We start from the raw sequence: 17,762 nt of genomic DNA on the forward strand, positions 1-17,762 counted from the left end.
CCGCTGGAAAAGGACTTTCCATGATCGATGCTCAATCCCTCGCCCGTGATCTACTGGCCTCCCTGGCCAACCCTCTGCAAGACCAGCGCCTGATCGAACTGGATGCTCCAGTGGATGGTCTGGTGGTGGAGCGCTTCCGTGGCCGGGAGGAACTCTGTGGCGACTATCGTTTCCAGTTGCAATGCTTCATCTCCGGTTCCGATCGCCGTGATGACGGCTTTCTCGACGCCCTGATCGGTCAGCCCCTGACCTTATCCCTGCGCCGTGCCGACGGTGGCTGGCGGCGCTGGCACGGTGTCTGCGTGGACGGCCACCACTTCGTTGATATGGATGGCCTGCCTCGCTGTGAGCTCACCGTGGCGCCCTGGACCTGGTGGCTGGAACAGCGGCTTAACAGCCTGGTGTTTCCCCAATGTACCGTTCGGGAAGTGCTGGAGCAGGTGTTCGCGGAGTACCCCGACGGTGCCGTGCGGTTCGACCTGATGGATCCGTTGCCGCGGCGGCCGATGATCACCCAGTACCGGGAAAGTGACTGGCATTTCGTGCGGCGGCTGATGGCCGAGTGTGGCCTGGCCTGGCGTTTCGAGCATCGCCAGGACGAGGGGGAGGGCGATTCTGGCGCGCCGGTGACCCTGGTGATCTTCGATCGCCATGCCAGACATCCCGAGGCCGCGCCGCTGCATTTTCATAACGACCTTTCCGAAGAAGGCCGGGCCGCGATCACCCGCTTCACCGACGGCACCCGCTTGACCCCCAACGCGGTGCAGGTGGCCAGCTGGCACAGCGGCAAGGTGCGCACCGTTACCGGTCGTGCCGAGGAAGCCGACCCGGATGGCCTGCCGGTGCGGGAAGTTTACTGGCACCACCAGGACGCCCGCTTCGACGGCGCCGATCAGGCGGAACAAAGCGCCCGCCATCATCTCGACGCGCTGCGGGTATTGCGGCGTGTGCACCGCGGTGAGGGCCGCTCCCGCACTCTCGCGGCCGGCGAGGCGTTTACGCTGAGCGGCCATCCCCGTTGTGACCAGGGGCCCTATCTGGCCCTGGCGGTGGAACACGCCGCCGTGAACAACCTGGCCCACGCCGGCGAACTGCTCGGCGACGACACCCTCAAAGCCGGTCAGTACCGCAACACCTTCCTGGCGGTGCCGGCGACCACCCCGATCGCGCCGCTATGCCGCCCCAAACCCACCGTGGGCGGGCCGCTGGTGGCGCGGGTGGTGGGCATGCCCGGCGATGCCGTCACCAGCAACCGCGATCACCAGGTGCGTATTCAATACGCCTGGCAGCGCGGTACGGCGCCCAATCCCGGCAGCCTTGACGACACCGGAGGGCAGCATCCCGGCCATGCTCCGGGAGACCATTCTTCCGGTATCTGGGTGCCGGTGGCGGAAGCCCTGGCCGGTCCCAACTGGGGCGGCAATTTCCTGCCCCGGGTCGACAGCGAGGTACTGGTGGAATTCCGCCAGGGAGACATCGACCAGCCAGTAGTCATCGGCCAACTCTACAACGGCGAAGTGAAGCCGCCGTTCGGCGTCGCCCGGGAAGACGGCACCAACCACGCCGGCACCGTCAGTGGCCTGCAAACCCGGGAGCACGACGGCCAGGGCGACCACAGCCCGACCCTGCAGCGTCTGCTGCTGGACGACACCCCGAAACAGGTGAGCGTGCGGCTGGAAACCAGCCTGGCCCGCAGCGGCCTGGGGCTGGGCTATCTGGTGGATTACAGCGTCACCCCGGGACCCACCCGGCGTGGCGCCCTGCGCGGCCAGGGCTGGGAACTGGCCACCCAGGCCTGGACCACCGTGCGCGCCGGCCGTGGATTGCTGATATCGGCCAGCGCCAAGGCCAAGGGCCAGGGCACCCAGATGGAAATGAACGAAGCGGTGGCCCAGCTCAAAGGCGCGGAACGCACCGCCCAGGCCCTGCACGACGCCGCCACCGCCGCTGGCGCGCCGGGCCTGGCCGGCAACGCCGCGCAAACCGCCTTCCGTGAAGCCCTGGACCCGCAAGTCGACGGCCGCTACACCGCTCCGGTGGCGGGCCAGTCGCCGTTCAAACCGAAGCCCGGCAGCCGTGAAGACAGCGACCAGCCGGTGGAAACCTTCGCCGATCCGAAACTGGTATTGGAAAGCCCGGATCACATCGTCCTCAACAGCGACAAAAGCGCCGCCGCCATGGCCGGCGAGCACCTGCACATCACCACCCAGAGCGACGGCCACATCACCGCCGGCGATAATCTCGCCCTGGCCAGCGGCGGCAGCGCCGGCCTCTACAGCCACAAAGGCCCGCTCAAGATCATCAGCGAAAACGGTCCGGTCTCCCTGCAGGCCAACGGCGGGCCGCTGGAACTGCTCGCCGACCAGGCCGTCACCGCCAGCAGCAGTGAAGGCAAGGTCAGCGTCCTCGCCAAGGAAAAAATCACCCTACAAAGCGGCCAGACCGAAATCGTCCTCGACGGCGCCAACATCACCTTCCGCTGCCCGGGGACCTTTACCGTAAAAGGCTCAATCAAATCCTTGGAAGGCGGGCAATCGGGCAACACCAGCTTTCCCGCTTTGCCCGCGGGTTTGTTCTCCTTCGCTCCCTTGGCAAAAAAAGTGGCCGGGCTGGCGCCCTCCCTGACCGCTAAAGCGCCTCTGGCTCCGCAGCGTTTGGCGGATGTCGAGTGGGAAGATGAGGAAGAGGAAACCACCGAACAGGAAATGATGGAGACGCTGACGCTCACGATCCTGCCTGTGCGTCACGCCGTGGCCACGGGGGCCTTGGCCGAGCATGCGCCCCAACTGCCGAAACAACTTGTTCCTCCCACCTCATTGTCCCAATCCCGGGAGACACTGAGATTATTGAGGGCAGGCTATCTGTACGTACTGCTGGACCGGGGCGGCCGGAAGGAATGGCAGCACTATCAGGTGAAGCCCAACGGCGACCTGACCCGGTTTGAGGGTGAGGCGCCAAAAGCACCGGCCCAACCCGAACCCGTGACGCCCAATACCCTGGCGGTGGAGATTGAAAAAGCGGAGACCGTTGAACGCTCATGGTGGTTGTTCACCCCGGACCCGCTCACCGACGCCCGCAAAGCGGATTATGAAGAAAACGCCGACGACTATACCGCCAAAGGCTATTGGCAAACCTTCTCGCCGAAGGAATGGGCCGAAGGCCAAACCTCCCAGCTTGATACCCTGCACGGTGAGCAGATCGGCAACGCGGTGACCGAGGCGTGCCTTGACGGCAATCCGGCCCTGCAACAGGCGCTGACGCAAGACCCCTTCGCCCCCGCCTGGCTGGCGGATGACCAGGGCCTGATTCAGTACGCCAACGTCGGTGTGCTGAAGGGCACTCTGACTACCGTCACCCAGGCGGTCTCCACCCACGGCGCCGTTCTGGCCCTGAACGACGCCCTCGGCGCCGCCCAGACCCTGAACACCTGGCGTAACGCCGCCCTGGATCCACTGCACGATTGGCTTCAAGAAGAAGACGAACACGGCGTCAGCAACGACTGGAAAGTGCAGATCCAGCAGCAGATCGAACAACTGCATGAGGGGTATGCGGGGAAGAAGGCGGCGGGGACGGTGCAACGAGAAAGCCTTCGCTGGGAGGCCGGCCACGGCAGTGTGGAACATCAGCTGCATCGCCTCGAAGAGGAAGAACGGCAGCGACGGCACGTTCACGGAGACCGTGTTTTTGAAGAGAAATACGCCGCGCAGTTCGCCAGACGCCGGGAACGGATTAAACAAGGGCATCAAGATACGGTTGACGCGGCCCGTAATGCCGAATATAGCCCGGCACAGCAGAACGCCTATCGGGAAGAGTTCGAGCAGGACTATCTGTCCCGGCTGAATACCGGCGAGATGGATCAGGTACAAACCGCTTTCCTGCAACACAGTGCCGAGGCAGAGACGGAAATGAACCGCCGTGCTCCGGAACAGATTGCGGTGCTGCAAAGCGATTATTTGCAAGGAGCCCTGCAGGCCTACGACAAGGCGGATGAGGAGAACGGCGCCCGTTTTACCGCGACCTTGGGGTTGGCGGTGGATGGCCTGGTAGGCTGCGAAAGTGGCCGATCCGTGATTGATGGCTGGTGGGCCCAGGGCCCCAGTGGGGATCCGGCTAACCTGTGTTGGCGTGCCATGGCCTACAACCATCAAGCGCTGGAAGACAATCTGATTGAAATGGCCAAGGCGCTGGAAGGGCAGGTCGATACCGAGGGCGAAGGGCCCAATTGGGTGGCCATCGGCGCGCTTCAGGTGGTTCAGTCGGCCACCCAACAGTTCGAAAAGCTGGATACAGCCATTAGTTCGCTGGAAGGTAGTGGCGTGGCCGTTAGTGGCGTACTCGCCTGGCAGGCGGGGCTGTTGCGTAATCTGTTCGGCAGCGGCCATCCCGGCAAAGGCGAAAGTGCGTTGTACCGATTACTGGGCACGGCGAGCCGGGCGCAACTGGGGCGCTATGCCTTCGATGCGGAACTGCACAAGCAGTTGTCCCGCGCGGCTGTGCACCCTGTCGCGCGTACCGCCCCACGGCTGGTCGAAAAGTTGGTGCGCGAGTCCGAAGTGGTGCGGCAGAGCGCGACCGGGGCTGCTCGGAATGCGCAAGCGGGACTGGATAGTTTTATCACCCAGCCGAAAGCCAGCGAAGTGCGCTATGGACGCGCCTTGTCGGTATTGATCGCTGCCGAGGTATTGATGCTGGCGTTCAAGGCGGAAAGCGTGGGCGCCAAAGACCAACGTTTTTACATGGAGGCCATGGCCGCCGTGATGGCCGGTGCGGCCTGTGGGGCGGAGATGATGGCCAGCGCCGCCGAGTCGGCGGCCCAACGCGCTGCCGCGGTGGGGAACAGTGCCGAGGGAGCCCGTATCCTTCAAGGCAGCCGCAAACTGTGGGCGGCCTCAATGGGCACCGTGGGTGGGGTGGTATTGGCGGCGTATGACTTTGGGGACTTCTGGGGTGCAAGAAAGAGCGGTCAAGGTACATTGGCTACCGCCTATCTGGCCCGAGGTCTTGCCGGGCTTGGCCTGGGTCTTGCCAGTTCCTTACTGGCCATTGCCACTGCCAAGCCGTTCTTTGAGCATGTGGCGAAGACCTCTACCAATAGGGCTGCGGTTGTCTCTGCCGGCTTCTTTGCTGATCTATCCATCAAACTTGGCACCAAAGGCGCCCAGCAACTGCTGACGCGCGTTCTCGTCGGTAGTAACGCCGTATTTTGGGGCGCCACCGGAGTATGGTATTTGGTGACGCCGGATGCCCTGGAGGCGTGGTGTGACAAGAGCGTGTTCCGTAAGAACAATGGCACGGGTTACGATGATCTGGACACGGAACTGTCCGAGTTGTGGATGTCCGTTGCCGAGGTAACCTGATGTACTTATTTGAATGGATGGCTTGGTGGGGCAGCACTTTTGATGAGACGCAGCGAGACAAAGACTGGCTCAAATCCATAGAGAAGCGCCAGGCATCGCTGAAAGCATTACTGGAAGAAAAGCAGCCGCCCCTGGACCAAGCTGTCAGCGATGTTCCTCGTAGCCGGGGGCCAGTGTACGCCTTCAATGACACTGTCCTGGAAATGCATTGCGGCTCTCTGGAGCATTATCGGGGGTTGATTACACCGTTGGCATTAACGCTCTTCTTGTTTGCTTTCGGTGGGGTTTATGGTGCAATTGATTTGCTGCTTCAAGGTCCCAATCACAATGGGATTATAGATTATCTTGTCGGCGTGATTGGCGTAGGCGGCTTAACTGCCGGACTTTGGTACTGCTTCTTCAAATTCAAATTCTACATTCCTATCCGCTGGGAACTGTTCACCCACCGTCGTTTATTGATCCGCTTCAACCGCAAAACCCGACAGGTGTATTTGCATCGCCCAAAGTATACGGGCGGAGTGGTGACAATGCCCTGGGACAAGATTATTGCCATCCATGAAGGGGCAGGTATGCGTCTGGTCTTGGCCTGGATGCCGCACCGAACCGGGCAGCCGTTTGTGACCTTTGCCGCCGTCGGCAAACGTGCCGGCACTGCACAGGACCTACTCGATGAATGGGAGTTTATCCGCCGCTACATGGAAGACGGCCCCAAGTCCGTACCCAAACCCCGCGTGCGCAGCAAGATTCCCTGGCCCTGGTACAGCCTGGAACCCCAATTCGAGGGTCTGTGGCCGATTCTGCGTCATGGCGACTGGAAATTATGGCTGGGTAAATTACTGATGAGTCCCGCCTTTTTGATTCTGGGCGCGGGGCATTGGGTATCTCAGTTACTATGCTGGGAACCTCGTTGGCCCAAGATCATTCGTGAAGCTGGTCAACCCGGCAAACCTACCCCTAAGTTGACCACAGCGGAAGATTACGACCCGGAGACCTGTCGCCGTTTGTATTTGAATGCGGATTTGTGGGTGCCCAAGGACCATGATCCGGACGCGCCTGCCAAGGAAGAAGAATCCGGCTCTCAGTGGCTGCCGTGAGGTGGGTTTGTTTCATTGAGCGACGAGGGAAGTGCTCTGGTCTTCGCTCGTATCCTGGGTGGACTATCGGTCGGCTTTTTTTCCGATGGGTGGTCAATTCTCGTTTTTCTGGTAAAAAGACCATGGGCGTCGACCGGCGCCCACCGCCGCCCTGTGTTTAAATAAGGCGCATGATGTCCACTAAAGGAAGGGCGTTCATGCTCAGGACTTCCCCGAAATGCGCCGCCTGCAACAAAAAAGTGACCACGGATAAAGCCGTCGTCAGTGAGAGCGGTCGCCTCTTCTGTTGTCAGGCACATTACGACTGGTTCTTTGCGGGACCGGATAAACCGCCTCTGGATCCACGAAAAGCCCCTGTTATATATCGGCGAACCCCGGCCTCGGTCACATGGGGACTCCTGGCGGTTTTTCTGTTGTGTCTGGGGGTGTTTCTTTGGGATGGTGTCAAACTCTGGCTTGGCAAGCCGGTGGATGTCGTTCTTTTTGTCGTAATGGCCGTCTCGCTTTTGTCCACGGTTATTGTATACGGGTTCATTTATCGTTGGCTGCGTGCGTTTGAAGTGGTGATGGCTCATCGTGAGCCGGGTATGAGTGACAGGGATTTCGCCGGTCATCTGGAAAGGTTGTATCGCAAGAAGCAACTGAGCAAGTGGGAACTGCTTTGGGGCGCCCGGCAGATATCGAGCCCGGAGCTGGCGGCGGTAGTGAGAAAAATTCGCTCCGGAGAGATACGCTGAGGGCGGAGCGTGATGCATAGGAGAAGACGAGAATTGAGGCAAGGATGGCGCAGTGGGGGTGTGGTTGAATCATGACAGTTCGCGGACTCTTTAAATACTTTTTTGTGGTTTTTGGCTTCGCCGCGATTGTTATGGCGGTCGTGCTGTATCTGGACACTGCCTCTTTCGTAAAGGAGGCGGTATCAGGGCAAGGAGTGCTGGAGAACGTTCGTGAGCGGCGTATGGACGAAAAGACCGTATGCGAATGGGTGGTGCGGTTTCGTACGGAGGACGGACGCCCAATCGAGTTTTCCACCAGAGCAGGAACGCGTTGTGCTGGAGCGCGGATAGGCGATGCCATGCCGATCCTGTATCCGCCGGCCAGGCCCGCGGAGGCTCGGGTTGATGATTTCTTTGCGCTCTGGGGCGGTTCGATAATCGGTGGGTTGATCGGACCGGTATTCCTTTTGATCGGTGGTATCTGGATTGCGGCCGGGCGGCGAAAGCGGCGCCGAGTGGCTGTGCTGAAGCGTGAAGGGCGGCGGATCGAGACCGAACTGGAGCGCGTGGAGCATGTGACTTCGATGAAGATGCAGTATCGCCATCCTTATCGGGTGGTGACACGAGGACGCGATCCTTTGAGCGGGGACAGCCGCCGTTTTCTCAGCGATTACTTATGGTACGACCCTTCCCCTTATTTGCAGGACGTGAGCGTGCCGGTGTTCATCGGGCGTGACGATCCTCGCCGTTATCACATGGATTTGTCGTTCCTGCCCAGGTCTCCGAAATAACCACGACCGGGGCCTCCGGATGATCAAGTCCCGACCTGGAGGATAACCTTGCCCAGGTGGTCATTGCCGGCCACCAGGGTCTGCGCCGAACGCACTTCCGTCCAGGGCAGTACCCGGTCGATACGCGGCTTCAGCTTTCCCGCGGCCAGGGCGTTGTCCAGATCCTCACGCATTGTCTCGACGATGCGGACCTTCTCTTCCAGGCTACGGGTGCGGAACGTCACGCCGATGATTTCCAGCCGTTTGAAGGCCAGGGTTTCCATGTCCAGGGTGCCTTCGGCGCCACCGAGACGGCCCACGCCGATGAGGCGTGCCCTGAGCGCCGCGGCTTTGATGTGGTCCGCCAGATAGGGGCCGCCCACATGGTCGATGATGATGTCCACGCCCTGCCCGTCGCTGACGTCGAGGACCTGCTCGGCGAACCCGCCAGCTCCGGTATTGATGATGGTGTCCGCGCCGAGCGTGGTGAGCAGCGCGTCTTCCCGGTGAGTGCGGACGCCGGCGATGATCCGCCCGGCACCCAGATGTCGCGCGACCTGGATGGCCATTTGGCCGACCCCGGAGTTGGCGGCATTGATCAGTACGGCGTCGCCGTCTCGCAGCCGGCCGGCGGTACGAAGCGCGTTGTGTTCGGTCATCAGGGCAATAATGGCGCCAGCGCCTTCCTCGAACGTCCACGAGTCAGGGAGGGGCACCGGGAAGCGCGAATCAATGGCGACATACTCCGCCAACCCGCCGCCCACCATGGTCATCACCCGGTCGCCGACACGGAACTCGCTGTCTTCATCGGCTTCGACCACGATGCCGGCGGCATCCAGACCCACCACGGCGGGGCCAGCGGCTCCGGGGTGGGCATGGGTGCCAGCCAGGACCGCCAGGTCGGCGCGATTCACCGACGCGGCCTGGACCCGGATCAGTACCTGCCCTCTGGCCCGGGAAGGAGGCTCAATTTCGCTTTGCCGGATGGTTGGAGCCGCGTCGGAGCGGTCGATGATCATGGCTTTCACGGCATCTCTCCTATGCACGAACGCCTGTGCATGAACACTGTTGTTTATTCGACCTCCAATGATTCGACCTTCAGCCGAGCATGTTGGCGGGCAACCAGGTGACAATGACCGGAAAGAAGAAAATCAGCAAGGTGGTAACCGCTTCCATGATCATGAACCAGCCGGCACCACGAAACACGTCCACCAGTGGGGTGTCGCGGTCGATGCCGGCGGTGACATAGACGTTCAGGCCCACCGGTGGGGTGATCAGGCCGATCTCGCACATTTTCACCGCCAGAATACCGAACCAGAGCGGATCGAAACCGAGTGACTGCACCGTGGGGAACAGAATCGGCAGTGTGATTACCAGCATCGAGAACGCGTCCAGGAACATGCCCAGCGGCAGATAGATCAACAGCAGTAAACCGATGATCAGCAGCGGCGGCAGATCCACGGTGGTGACGGCCTCGACGATGTATTGCGGCGCGCCCACCAGGGTGAGGAAGTAGCTGAAGATGCCGGCGCCGAGCATGGTCATGAGGATCATCACCGTGGTGCTGATCGAAGAGCGGAAGCTGTCCTTCAGGTTGCCGCCGAGGTTGGCGCGGGCCTGGCGTGAGCACAGCAGCATCACGAAGGCGGCGAAAGCACCGATCGCGCCGGCTTCGGTGGGGGTGACGAAGCCCAGATAAATGCCGCCGAGCACGACCACGAACAGCACGATCACCTGCCAGGCATCGCCCAGGGAGGCAAAGCGTTCCCCCCAGCCATAGTGGGGCTGGGTCTGGTGGCAATCGGGCATGATTTTTTTGCTGACCACCACGATACCGGCGATGAACACCAGAGTGGACAGTAACCCGGGCAACACCCCTGCCACCAGCATGGCGCCGGCGGAAACTTCGGTGAGCGCGGCATAGAAGATCAGCAGCACGCTCGGCGGAATCAGCACGCCCAGTACGCCGCCGGCCGCCACCGCGCCGGTGCTCAGCCGGCGGTCGTAACCGGCCTGTTTCATTTCCGGGATGGCGACGGCGCCGACGGTGGCGGCGGTGGCCACGCTGGAACCGGAGGTGGCGGCGAACCCGGCGCTGGTGAGGACGCTGGCGATGGCCAGGCCGCCGGGCAATTGCCCGACCCATTTACGCGCCACACTGAATAGCCTTTGCCCGACACCGGCTTTTTGCGCGAAGTTCCCCATCAGAATAAACAGCGGGATTACGGTCAGCAGATAGACTGCGGTCTGGGTGTAAGAGAAAGCCTTGAGCCGGTTCAGTGCGAAGTCCAGATCTTCCACCATCACCACGCCGGCAACGCCGGCCAGGGCCAGCGAAGCAAAGACGGGCACGCCGGTGGCCAACAGCACGAAGACCAGGCCAATGGCCAGCAGGGTAGCGGTCATTTCATCCATAGCGGGTCTCTCATTGGCCTGTCAGTCGGTGTGCGGGTCTGGCGTGGAAGGCTGGTCCCGGCCCAGCAGAGCCAGGCCGGAATACAGCAGCATTTGCGCGGTGGCGAACCAGAGGCCCACGGCCAGGGCGATCTTCGCCCACCAGATCGGGAACTCGATATAGCCCCAGCGGAACTCCTTGATCTGGAACGAATGAATGGCGTCCAGGGTCGAGGGCCAGGTCAGCAAGGCCAGGGCCAGCGCGGCGGCGGCCCAGGAAAAGGCATTCATGGCCCGGGCCACTGGCGGTGGCGCCAGTTTCACCAGGGCGTCCACGCGGATATGAGCGTGTTCCATCTGGGTCCAGCCCAGACCGAGGAATACGATCAGCACCAGGGCGATCTCCGAAAGCTCGAAGATGCCGGTGATCGGCCGGTCGATCAGGGAGCGGACGGTGGCGTCCAGGGTGATCGCTACCATCAGAAAGGCGAGCGAAACCAGTGCCACGCCGCCAAACACATTGGCCAGGGCCCGGAATGGCCGTTCAAGGAAGGTCATGATTGCCTCGTTATTGTTGTCATCCGATGCGATGCCGGCAGGGGCGGAGCTTTACAGCTCCGCCGCCAGTTCTATAGGCCGCTCCAGGGTACCGTTGGCATCGTGCCTGGCGATGGCCGCGTCCACCAGCGCCTGCATCTTGGCGCCATCGATGTTGGCCGGTTTGGCTACCCGTTCGATCCAGCCCTCCACCTGGGCCGGTTGGATCAGGGCCTTGGCTTCGGCTTTTTCGGCATCGCTGAGTGAGGAGAATTTTGCGCCTTCCTTGAGCGCGGTTTTCACATACTCCTGGGAAGTGGCACCGTAGATTTCGGTGTACTTGCCAGCGTAAATCTCTTCCACCAGCTCGTTGCAGATACCCTGCACCTTGTCCGGCAGTTCGTTCCAGGTACTCATGCTCATTATGGTGGCGGCGGGAGCATGAGGGCCGTCGCCCAGGTCGGTGAAATAGGGCGCGATCTCATGCAGTTTGTAAGCAATGGAGGTCATGAAATCGAAACCGTAGACACCGTCCAGAACACCCCGTTCCAGGGCGGTGTAAACTTCCGGTGCCGCCATTGGCACGGCGGTGCCGCCGAGACGCTCGATCACTTCCGTGGCCACGCCGTAGCCGCGAATCCGTTTGCCCTTGATGTCCTCCAGGGAGCGGATCGGCTCGCGGGTCACCAGGGGCGCGTAATACCAGTTGGTCCAGTACATCACCTTGGAGCGGTGCCGTTGCTCCCACTCCTGACGCAGCGGCTCGAACTGCTGGTACAGGTCGCGGCACACCAGCTGCAGGGCGTCGGCGCGCTGCATGCGGAAGTACCAGTCCAGTCCCCGGGTCACCGGCAATTCCGCCTGGTAGTAGCCGGGGGAAATCAGCGACATTTCGGACGTGGCGTCGCGGACCGCCGCCAGATGCTCGCCAACCTTGTTCAGCGATTGGGCCCAGAAACGGCGAATTTTTACCGCGTCGCCGGCCCGTTTTTCCAGTTCGTCGAGGAACCAGCCGTCCAGGCGCGAGGGGCCGGCGGTTTCAGAAATGTAGGTGTCGAACTTGATGCGGGTGGCGGACGCGGACCACACCGGTACCGACAAACCGCTCAGCATGCCGGCGCCGGCCAGGGCGGCGCTGCCTTTGAGGAAATCCCTTCTTTTTATTGTCATCACGTGTCTCCTGTTATTGTCTTGGTCAGCGTTATAGGGGATCGTTTTTTCTATTTCAGAGGGAAGCGGCAGAGCCGCTTTCCACTCGTTTGCGTAGCTCGGTCTTCAAAATTTTCCCGTAGCTGTTTTTCGGCAGATCGTCGCAGAAGTAGTATTTTTTCGGCTTTTTGAACGAGGCCATGCGCTTGCTGAACCATCGGTTCAGTTGCTCGGCCTGAATATTGTCGGCCACCACGAAGGCCACCACGATTTCACCCCATTCCGGGTCCCGTTCACCGATCACCGATACCTCGCTGATGGCCGGGTGCTGCGCCAGTACTTCTTCCACCTCGCGCGGATAGATGTTGGTGCCACCGGAGATGATCACATCCTTGGAGCGGTCGGTGAGGGTCAGAAAGCCTTGCTCATCGAGGAAGCCGATATCCCCGGTGCGCAGCCAGCCGTCCACCAGGGTGTCGCGGCTGGCGTCTTCATTACGCCAGTAGCCCGCCATCACGGTGAGGCCGCGTACCACCACTTCACCGGGCTCGCCCGGGGGAAGGGGGCGCATTTGCCTGTCGACCACCTGCACGTCGACACAGGATTGCGCGCGTCCCACCGAGGCCAGGTGGCGTTCCCAGTCCGGGGCGTCGCGGTCGGCGATACGCCGCCGGTCCAGGGCGGTGATGGTCATTGGACTTTCGCCCTGGCCATAGATCTGGATGAAGCGCGGGCCGAGCACGGAAAGGGCTTCGCGAATGTCCGCGGTGTACATCGGCGCGCCGCCGTAGACCACGCTCTTCAGGCCTTCTCCGTGCTCGCCCTGGCGGCGCGCTTCCGCCACCATCCGCTTGACCATGGTCGGCGCCGCGAACAGTGATACCCGGTCGAGTCGCCGGGCCAGGTCCAGCACCTCGGCGGCATCGAAGCCTCGCGAGACCGGCAGGATATGGCGGGCGCCGGCGCGAACGAAGATGAAGTTATACAGGCCGGCGCCGTGGGACATGGGCGCGGCGTAGAGCAGGGCGTCGTCCCCGGTTACCGGCTCCACATCCACCGGGTAGCACAGCGCCATGGCGACCAGGTTGCCGTGGGAGAGCATGACGCCTTTGGAGCGGCCGGTGGTGCCGGAGGTATAGAACAGCCAGGCCAGGTCATCGGCGCGGCGTGGATGTGGAGGTTGAGTGCGGGCCGCTGGCGTGTCGCGGGCAATCAGAGCGCTGGCGGCCAGCTCGACGCCGCTCTCCAGGGGCGAGTCCTGGAAAGTGCGGCCGTCGTCGGTGATCACCAGCTTGCTTTCCGCGTTGCCAGCGATCCAGGCCGCTTCCGCGGCATGCAGTTTGGCGTTGACGGGGACCGCCACGGCGCCGCTCCACCAGATGCCGTACATCAGCGGCAGGTAGTCCACGCCGTTTTTCATGAACAGCGCGACCCGGTCGCCAGGGACTACGCCGTGGTGTTCCCGTAGCAGGCCGCCGACAGCGGCGGCGCGGTCGGCGAAGGTGCGGTAATCCGCCACCTGCTCGGCGCCATGAAACAGTGCCGGGCGTTGCGGGTGGCAGCGGGCCTGATCGTGCAGCCAGTTTGCGATATTCATCGGTGATCAGGCCCTCTTCGCCTGCAGCACCGAGGCGTAATTGGCCACCGCGGCGCCGCCCATGTTGAAAATCAGGCCGGTTTCGGCGCCAGCACGGGCCCGTCCGACGGCCTGGCCGGTGAGTTGCCGGAACGCCAGGGCGTGCATGGAAACGCCAGTGGCGCCCACCGGATGCCCCTTGGCCTTGAGTCCCCCGGACAGGTTGACCGGCAGGCGGCCGTCGGCGAACACGGTGCCCTCCTCCAGCGCCCGGGCACCCTGGCCAGCAGGGGCGAGGCCCATGGCTTCGTAGATCAACAGTTCAGCGATGGTGAAGCAGTCATGGACCTCGGCGAAATGCAGATCCTCCAGGGTCACCCCGGCTTGTTGGTAGGCCTGGGACAAGGCCCGGCGCGGGCCCTCGAAGGCGAGAAAATCACGGCTGTTCATCGGCAGCAGATCGTTCACTTGCACTGCTGAACGGATCGCCACCTGGCGGGGGAAGTCCCGGGCCCGCTCCGGCGAGGCAAGCACGATGGCGGCGGCGCCGTCGGTGATCAGCGAGCAGTCGGTGAGCCGCAGCGGGTCGGCGATCAGCGGATTTTGCTCCGAGACAGTATTGCATTCGTCGAAGCTGAGCGGACGGTGCATCTGCGCCAGCGGGTTTTCCATGGCGTTGCCGTGGTTCTTTTCGGCGATGCGGGCCATCGCCGCCAGCGGATCGCCGTAACGCTCCTGATAGGCGCGGGCGGCGATGCCGAACACCTGCGGAAAGCTGAGCCCGGCCTCGCGCGGGTCGTTCTGATAGCCGGCGCCGGCCAGGGCGCGGGTGACATCGGCGGTGCTGTTGGCGGTCATCTTCTCCGCGCCCACCACCAGTACCAGGTCGGCGGCGCCGGAACGGATCGCGTTGATACCGGCGAATACCGCCGCGGCGCCGGAGGCGCAGGCGTTTTCGCAGCGGCTGGCGGGAGTGAAGCGCAGTCCGGGATCCGCCTGCAATACCAGCGAGGCGGGGAAGCCATCCGGGACCATGCCGGAATTGAAATGGCCGAGGAAAATCTGATCGATGTCGCTGGCGTCCACCCGGGCGTCGTCAAGCGCCTCGCGGCTGGCTTCGACGATCAGGTCTTCCAGGGTGGCGTCGTTGAGGCGGCCGAAGCGGGTATGACCGCTGGCGACGATGGAGACGGAGTGGTCCTGCTGAGTCATGAGGCACCTGCGTTGTTTTTGTTCGCTGGGGTCGCGGTGGAGGCACTTGCCAGACCGCCGGTTCTATTTACAATGTGGTCCATTCCCGTCCCGTACCGCTATTCGTGCAACTACGTACATGACTAAGAGTGCCTTCCGGGGACCTGACTGCGAGAGGTGTCGCGATGCACGATTCCGTCACCAGCGAGGATCTGGAACGTCTGGCCTTCCGTGTTTCGCCGGCGCCCCAGGTGATCACCCGGCAGCGGGCCATGCTGGATTTCAACGAAGCGTTCAACGCGCTGTTCGGCTACTCCAGGGAGCAATTGCTGGGCCAGCTGATTCTGCGTTTGTACCCCTCCATGGCGGATTTCCAGGCCATCGGCGACCGCTGTCTGAGCTGGTTGCAGCGCAACCGTTCCTACTCCGATGAACGCTTCATGCAGCACCGTTCCGGTGAGGTGTTCTGGGCCCGCGCCAACGGCTACACGTTGACGCCGGAGTCGCCCTTCGAGCTGATGGTGTGGCACTTCGAACGCATCGATAACCCGATCCAGGCGACGGTGAAACTGACGCCCAGGGAACGGCAGATTTCCGCCTATATCGTCAATGGACTCACTTGTAAGGAGATCGGCCGCAAGCTGGGTATTTCCCATCGCACGGTGGAAGTCCACCGTGGCCGCCTGATGAAGAAACTGGAAGCGAAGAACACCGCCGAGCTGGTATCGAAAATCATCGTTTTGAGATAGCCGTGAATGTCGATCCGGCGCCCGCCGGTTCGACCAGATCAGGAAAGACCTTAAACAGGCGCTTAGGAGATAACGATGAGCTACGTGGACGGTTTCTTACTGCCTTTACCGAAAGAGAACCTGGACGCTTACCTGGAGATGTCCCGCAAGGCCGGAGAGGTGTGGAAGGAATACGGCGCCATCGATTACGTGGAATGCGTGGCCGATGACGTGCCGGACGGCGAAGTCACCTCTTTTCCCATGAGCGTCAAACTGGAGCCCGGAGAAGTGGTGGTGTTCTCCTGGATCACCTACGCCTCGCGGGAAGAGCGGGATCGCATCAACGAGCAGGTAATGAAGGATCCGCGCATCGCCGGTATCGATCCGGCCACCATGCCCTTCGATGGCAAGCGGATGATGTGGGGCGGATTCCGGCCGGTGTTGAGCCTTTAGAGTCTGTTTATTACGAACGCGACTCTCCGGCTGGCCGCTCCCTGTCCACTGGTTTCAGAGTGGCGGCGCAGAACAGGGAATTGAGCCGTTTCATGTCGCCCAGCAGATCCAGGTGCAGGGAGCTGGTTTCCAGGCTCTGCACCACCTGATGGCGCAGCCGTTCCAGGTGGGCGTGGGCCAGTTGCCGCTGGCGTGCCTGAAAACGGCTTTTTTCTTCCAGCAGGCGGCGGATGCTGTCTTCATCGTCGTTGAGGAACACCGACAGCCCCAGGCGCAGGTTCGCCCGCAGCCGTTCGTGTAACTCCAGCAGTTCCTGCAGACCACTTTGGGAAAACGAGCGGCGCCGGGCGGTCTTGCGATCACGGACTTTCTCCATCATACGCTCGATCATATCTCCGGCCTGCTCCAGGCTGATGCTCATTTCCAGCACCTGGCTCCAGCGCCGCTGGCTGTCCGGGCTCAACCGCTCCCGGGGAAGCCGTGCCAGGTACAGCTTGATCGCGGTGTGCAGGCTGTCCAGTTGGTCGTCCAACGGTTCCGGCGGGGCCTTGGGCCGAGTGGTTTCGCGGCGCATGGCGTTCCCTAACTCGTCCAGCATGGTTTCCACCAGGTCTCCCATGGCCAGCACCTCGCGGCTGGCGTTGGCCAGCGCCAGGGCCGGCTGATCAAGGGCCTGCGGGTCCAGATGGCGAGGCCCCTGGCGCGGCTCGGGCGTGGCCGGATCCGGCAGCAATAGCCGGCACAGACGGGCCATCGGCACGGTCAGCGGGAGCATGGTCAGGCAGCGGCCGCCGTTATAGGCCAGATAGAAGCCGATCACCAGATCCTGGGGAGCGAAGGACAGGGTGGCCAGCCAGCGCGCGGTGAGATCGACGAAGGGCAGCATCAGAATCAGCCCGGCCAGTTTGAACAGCAGGCTGCCCAGGGCCACGCGGCGTCCGGCGGTGTGGTAAAAGCCGCTGTTGAGGAAAGCCAGCACGCCGCTGCCCACGGTGGCGCCCATCACCAGACACAGTGCCACCGGCAGCGACAGGACACCGGCCGCGCTCAGGGTGGCGGTGAGCAGGACCGCCGCCAGGCTGGAATAGGTCAACATGGCGAACAGCGCGCCGACTACCGCGTCCAGTAGCAGATCACCAGTGAGAGACTCGAACAGAACGCGTACGCCGCGAGCCTCGGTCACCGGCGCCATGGCCTCGATGATCAGCGTCAGGGCCAGCAACATCAGGCCCAATCCCAGCGCCACCCGCGCCAGCTGCCCCGCCTTGCTTTGCTTGCGGGACAGGAATAGCGGAACGCCGACGATCAGCAGCAGCGGGGACAGCCAGGACAGATCCAGCGTGAGCACGCGAGCCATCAGGGCGGTGCCCAGATCGGCGCCAAGCAGAATTGCCAGACCGGTGGCGAGGGGCATCAGGCCGTCGGCGACAAAGCCGCTGACCAGCAGCGCGGTGGCGTTGCTGCTTTGCACCAGCGCGGTGACCCCCGTGCCGGCGGCAAAGGCCAGCAGCCGACGATCCAGATAATGACTCAGCCAATGGCGCAGACGGGCTCCGTAGACCCGCAGCACACCGGTGCGCACGATATGCGTGCCCCACACCAGCAACGCCACGGCGGCCATCAGATGCAGCAGAACCTGCATGGCGACCCTCCTGGTCACGCCGTCGTGGGACGGTGGCTTTTGTTATATCACGGTTGTTCCCCGGGTGCTTGACGCTGACTGGCAAACTCGGGAGCCTTGAGCCTGGTTCGGCTCGGCGGGTGGTGTTCGTGCCGGCCCGATGTAAAACATCATGA

Annotated in this window: 13 protein-coding genes; 6 read left to right on the top strand and 7 right to left on the bottom strand. The window is 62.5% G+C overall.

The features are described 5' to 3' along the window. Nucleotides 1-20 precede the first annotated feature (20 nt). The 4 genes from RYH70_RS03190 (at nt 21) to RYH70_RS03205 (ending at nt 7,958) form a co-directional block, all read left to right on the top strand. The gene (locus RYH70_RS03190) at nt 21-5,357 is read left to right on the top strand and encodes a T6SS effector BTH_I2691 family protein (protein WP_317009769.1); all 5,337 of its coding nucleotides are present in this window, start codon (nt 21-23) and stop codon (nt 5,355-5,357) included. After that, nucleotides 5,357-6,451, top strand: coding sequence for a DUF6708 domain-containing protein (locus RYH70_RS03195; RefSeq protein WP_233925888.1), 1,095 nt, complete (start codon nt 5,357-5,359; stop codon nt 6,449-6,451). Before RYH70_RS03190 ends, RYH70_RS03195 begins: the two co-directional genes overlap by 1 nt. Nucleotides 6,452-6,648: 197 nt before the next feature. Then, on the top strand, nt 6,649-7,188 hold the full coding sequence (locus RYH70_RS03200; RefSeq protein WP_233925889.1) for a hypothetical protein: 540 nt from the start codon (nt 6,649-6,651) through the stop codon (nt 7,186-7,188). Between the two features lie 71 nt (nt 7,189-7,259). Next, nucleotides 7,260-7,958: a DUF3592 domain-containing protein gene (locus RYH70_RS03205; RefSeq protein ID WP_080530406.1), complete on the top strand. Its 699-nt coding sequence runs from the start codon at nt 7,260-7,262 to the stop codon at nt 7,956-7,958. 23 nt (nt 7,959-7,981) lie between these two features. Here the strand turns inward: RYH70_RS03205 and RYH70_RS03210 are convergent, their stop codons facing one another. From RYH70_RS03210 to RYH70_RS03235, 6 genes are all read right to left on the bottom strand, one after another. Beyond that, nucleotides 7,982-8,956: a zinc-binding dehydrogenase gene (locus RYH70_RS03210; protein WP_317010159.1), complete on the bottom strand. Its 975-nt coding sequence runs from the start codon at nt 8,954-8,956 to the stop codon at nt 7,982-7,984. 79 nt (nt 8,957-9,035) lie between these two features. After that, nucleotides 9,036-10,352 (bottom strand): TRAP transporter large permease, encoded by a 1,317-nt coding sequence (locus RYH70_RS03215; protein ID WP_055099848.1) that lies wholly within the window; start codon nt 10,350-10,352, stop codon nt 9,036-9,038. Between the two features lie 21 nt (nt 10,353-10,373). Next, complete coding sequence (locus tag RYH70_RS03220) at nt 10,374-10,889, bottom strand: TRAP transporter small permease (RefSeq protein WP_317009770.1); 516 nt, start codon at nt 10,887-10,889, stop codon at nt 10,374-10,376. 51 nt (nt 10,890-10,940) lie between these two features. Next, on the bottom strand, nt 10,941-12,038 hold the full coding sequence (gene dctP, locus RYH70_RS03225) for a TRAP transporter substrate-binding protein DctP (protein WP_317009771.1): 1,098 nt from the start codon (nt 12,036-12,038) through the stop codon (nt 10,941-10,943). 55 nt (nt 12,039-12,093) lie between these two features. Further along, the gene (locus RYH70_RS03230) at nt 12,094-13,614 is read right to left on the bottom strand and encodes a class I adenylate-forming enzyme family protein (RefSeq protein ID WP_317009772.1); all 1,521 of its coding nucleotides are present in this window, start codon (nt 13,612-13,614) and stop codon (nt 12,094-12,096) included. A gap of 6 nt (nt 13,615-13,620) precedes the next feature. Beyond that, nucleotides 13,621-14,805, bottom strand: a complete 1,185-nt coding sequence (locus RYH70_RS03235; protein WP_080530410.1) for an acetyl-CoA acetyltransferase — start codon at nt 14,803-14,805, stop codon at nt 13,621-13,623. Nucleotides 14,806-14,969: 164 nt separating this feature from the next. On the opposite strand from RYH70_RS03235, the gene RYH70_RS03240 reads away from it, so the two are divergent. Both RYH70_RS03240 and RYH70_RS03245 read left to right on the top strand, forming a co-directional pair. Further along, nucleotides 14,970-15,533 (top strand): response regulator transcription factor, encoded by a 564-nt coding sequence (locus tag RYH70_RS03240; RefSeq protein ID WP_014993042.1) that lies wholly within the window; start codon nt 14,970-14,972, stop codon nt 15,531-15,533. Nucleotides 15,534-15,608: 75 nt separating this feature from the next. Continuing rightward, complete coding sequence (locus RYH70_RS03245; RefSeq protein ID WP_080530411.1) at nt 15,609-15,965, top strand: DUF1428 domain-containing protein; 357 nt, start codon at nt 15,609-15,611, stop codon at nt 15,963-15,965. A gap of 10 nt (nt 15,966-15,975) precedes the next feature. Here RYH70_RS03245 and RYH70_RS03250 read toward each other — a convergent pair whose 3' ends face one another. Beyond that, nucleotides 15,976-17,607: a Na/Pi cotransporter family protein gene (locus RYH70_RS03250; protein ID WP_051414178.1), complete on the bottom strand. Its 1,632-nt coding sequence runs from the start codon at nt 17,605-17,607 to the stop codon at nt 15,976-15,978. Between the last annotated feature and the right edge of the window lie 155 nt (nt 17,608-17,762).

The sequence above is a fragment of the Alloalcanivorax xenomutans genome (genome assembly GCF_032810065.1).
GTDB lineage: Bacteria > Pseudomonadota > Gammaproteobacteria > Pseudomonadales > Alcanivoracaceae > Alloalcanivorax > Alloalcanivorax xenomutans.

Bases quoted from the DNA above. Each gene is read 5' to 3' on its own strand.
- RYH70_RS03190 (WP_317009769.1), top strand. From the start codon at position 21: ATGATCGATGCTCAATCCCTCGCCCGTGATCTACTGGCCTCCCTGGCC.
- RYH70_RS03195 (WP_233925888.1), top strand. From the start codon at position 5,357: ATGTACTTATTTGAATGGATGGCTTGGTGGGGCAGCACTTTTGATGAG.
- RYH70_RS03200 (WP_233925889.1), top strand. From the start codon at position 6,649: ATGCTCAGGACTTCCCCGAAATGCGCCGCCTGCAACAAAAAAGTGACC.
- RYH70_RS03205 (WP_080530406.1), top strand. From the start codon at position 7,260: ATGACAGTTCGCGGACTCTTTAAATACTTTTTTGTGGTTTTTGGCTTC.
- RYH70_RS03210 (WP_317010159.1), bottom strand. From the start codon at position 8,956: ATGATCATCGACCGCTCCGACGCGGCTCCAACCATCCGGCAAAGCGAA.
- RYH70_RS03215 (WP_055099848.1), bottom strand. From the start codon at position 10,352: ATGGATGAAATGACCGCTACCCTGCTGGCCATTGGCCTGGTCTTCGTG.
- RYH70_RS03220 (WP_317009770.1), bottom strand. From the start codon at position 10,889: ATGACCTTCCTTGAACGGCCATTCCGGGCCCTGGCCAATGTGTTTGGC.
- dctP (WP_317009771.1), bottom strand. From the start codon at position 12,038: ATGACAATAAAAAGAAGGGATTTCCTCAAAGGCAGCGCCGCCCTGGCC.
- RYH70_RS03230 (WP_317009772.1), bottom strand. From the start codon at position 13,614: ATGAATATCGCAAACTGGCTGCACGATCAGGCCCGCTGCCACCCGCAA.
- RYH70_RS03235 (WP_080530410.1), bottom strand. From the start codon at position 14,805: ATGACTCAGCAGGACCACTCCGTCTCCATCGTCGCCAGCGGTCATACC.
- RYH70_RS03240 (WP_014993042.1), top strand. From the start codon at position 14,970: ATGCACGATTCCGTCACCAGCGAGGATCTGGAACGTCTGGCCTTCCGT.
- RYH70_RS03245 (WP_080530411.1), top strand. From the start codon at position 15,609: ATGAGCTACGTGGACGGTTTCTTACTGCCTTTACCGAAAGAGAACCTG.
- RYH70_RS03250 (WP_051414178.1), bottom strand. From the start codon at position 17,607: ATGCAGGTTCTGCTGCATCTGATGGCCGCCGTGGCGTTGCTGGTGTGG.